Origin of the sequence: Streptomyces sp. BR123 (assembly GCF_013401435.1) — a bacterium.
Taxonomy (GTDB): Bacteria; Actinomycetota; Actinomycetes; order Streptomycetales; family Streptomycetaceae; genus Streptomyces.
On sequence record NZ_JACBGN010000522.1, the window covers coordinates 1 to 2,619 of the forward strand.

The following is a 2,619-nucleotide window of genomic DNA, read 5'->3' on the forward strand; positions in this document are numbered from 1 at the left end:
GGGCGGGGGTGGGCGCGGTGTCGACGTAGACCTCCTCGTCTTCTGCCGCACCCTGGTTGTTCGATTTTTGTTTCACGTGGAACACGCGCCGGATGCCGTCGGCTTCGAGGACGACGCGGTGCGGTTCGGCGGCCAGTACGCGGACGCCGGGGTGGTCCACGAGCTGTGGGGGCCCGCTGCGGGAGGGCAGGTAGCGGACCTCGTACGGGGTGTCTGCGCCGGCGGTGTCGGCGCAGACCACGAGGTAGCTGCGGGACTGGGGGGCGGAGCGGACGTTGCGCCAGCCGCCGATGCGGGCGGCGAGCGGGGCGTCCGTGGCGGGCGCGGCGGCGGCCAGTGCGGCGGCGGCCGCAGCCAGCGAGGCCGCCCGGCCGGCGTCCGGGGCGGGCTCGGTGAGGGCGCCGAGGTGCCGCTCGTAGAACCCGGTGTCGGGCCGGGCCGCGGTGAATTCGGGGTGGGTGAGGGAACGGACGAGGAGTTCGCGGTTGGTGGCGACGCCGTGGATGCGGGCTGCGGACAGGGCACGGACGAGGGCGCGGACGGCCTCGGCGCGGGTCGGGGCGTGCGCGATGACCTTGGCGAGCATGGGGTCGTAATGGACGCCCACGGAGTCACCGTCGGCGTAACCGGTGTCGACGCGGACCGCGGCGGGCGCGGGCGGGACGGCCGGGGGCGCCGGAATGCGGAAGGTGGCCAGGGTGCCGGTCTGCGGGCGCCAGCCCTGCGCCGGGTCCTCGGCGTACAGGCGGGCCTCGACGGCGTGCCCGGCTGGCTGCGGCGGCTCCGGGGGCAGCGGCGCGCCCTCGGCGACGCGGATCTGGAGGGCGACGAGGTCGAGGCCGAAGACGGCTTCGGTGACGGGGTGTTCCACCTGGAGGCGCGTGTTCATCTCCAGGAAGTACGGGCGGCCGTCGGCGGTGACGAGGAACTCGACGGTGCCCGCGCCCCGGTAGGAGACGGCCCGGGCGGCGGCGACCGCCGCCTCGTGGAGGGCGGTGCACAGGACGTCGGGCAGGCCGGGCGCCGGGGCCTCCTCGATGACCTTCTGGTGGCGGCGCTGGAGGGAGCAGTCGCGGGTGCCGAGCGCCCAGACGGTGCCGTGCCCGTCGGCGAGGACCTGCACCTCGACGTGGCGGCCGCGTTCGACGTAGGGCTCGGCGAACACCTCGCCGTCGCCGAACGCGGACCGGGCCTCGGCGGCGGCGGCGTCGAGCTCGGCCTTCAGCTCGTGCAGGTCGCGGACCACGCGCATGCCGCGCCCGCCGCCGCCCGCCGCCGCTTTCAGCAGCAGCGGCAGGTCGGCGGGGGTGGCGCCGGCCGGGTCGACGGCGTCGAGGAGCGGCACCCCGGCGGCCCGCATCAGCTCCTTGGCGCGGGTCTTGGAGGCCATGGCCTCGATGGCCTCGGGCGGAGGCCCGATCCAGACCAGGCCGGCGGCGAGGACGGCCCGGGCGAAGTCGGCGTTCTCGGAGAGGAAGCCGTAGCCGGGGTGGACCGCGTCCGCGCCGGCGGCCAGGGCGGCCTCGATGACGAGGTCCCCGCGCAGGTACGTGTCGGCGGGGGCCGCACCGGGCAGGCGGACGGCCGCGTCGGCCTCGCGGACGTGCAGGGCATCGGCGTCGGGGTCGGAGTGGACGGCGACGGTGGCCAGGCCCAGGGCGCGGGCGGTGCGGAAGACCCGGACGGCGATCTCACCTCGGTTGGCCACGAGGACCGAGGTGATCAGCGGGGCCGGGGAGCCGGCGGAGTCCGCGGCGGCAGTGCCTTCGGCAGCCGCGGACGCGGTGGAGGCGGTGGACGTGGTGGAGGCGGTGGACGTCGTGGAGGTCATGGGCGGGCTCACATCCGGAAGACGCCGAAGCCGCCGCGGGCGCCCTCGACGGGGGCGTTGTGGACGGCCGAGAGGCACAGGCCGAGGACGGTGCGCGTGTCGCGGGGGTCGATGACCCCGTCGTCGTACAGCCGCCCGGAGAGGAACATCGGCAGGGATTCGGACTCGATCTGGGCCTCGACGAAGGCGCGCATCCCGGCGTCCGCCTCCTCGTCGTACGGCTTCCCCTTCGCGGCGGCGGACTGGCGGGCCACGATCGACAGCACCCCGGCCAGCTGCTGGGGGCCCATGACCGCGGACTTGGCGCTGGGCCAGGCGAACAGGAACCGGGGCTCGTAGGCGCGGCCGCACATGCCGTAGTGGCCGGCCCCGTAGCTGGCGCCGATGAGGACGGACAGGTGCGGGACGCGCGAGTTGGAGACCGCGTTGATCATCATCGAGCCGTGCTTGACGATGCCGCCCTGCTCGTACTCCTTGCCGACCATGTAGCCGGTGGTGTTGTGGAGGAACAGCAGCGGGATGTCGCGCTGGTTGGCGAGCTGGATGAACTGGGCGGCCTTCTGTGACTCGGCGCTGAACAGCACGCCCTGGGCGTTGGCGAGGATGCCGACCGGGTGACCGTGCAGGGCCGCCCAGCCGGTGACCAGGCTGGGCCCGTAGAGGGGCTTGAACTCGTCGAAGTCGGAGCCGTCGACGATCCGGGCGATGACCTCCCGCGGGTCGAAGGGGGTCTTCAGGTCCTCGGGGACGATGCCGAGGAGCTCCTCCGGGTCGTAGAGGGGCTCGGG

At 74.7% G+C, this 2,619-nt stretch carries 2 protein-coding genes; both read right to left on the reverse strand.

The genetic code is table 11. The features are described from left to right. Window positions 1–1,726, reverse strand: a 1,726-nt coding sequence (locus HYE82_RS35845) for an acetyl/propionyl/methylcrotonyl-CoA carboxylase subunit alpha (RefSeq protein WP_256988177.1), incomplete at its 3' end; no start/stop codon positions are given. A gap of 113 nt (window positions 1,727–1,839) precedes the next feature. Next, window positions 1,840–2,619: acyl-CoA carboxylase subunit beta (locus tag HYE82_RS35850; protein WP_306439691.1), on the reverse strand; the 780-nt coding region annotated here is incomplete at its 5' end.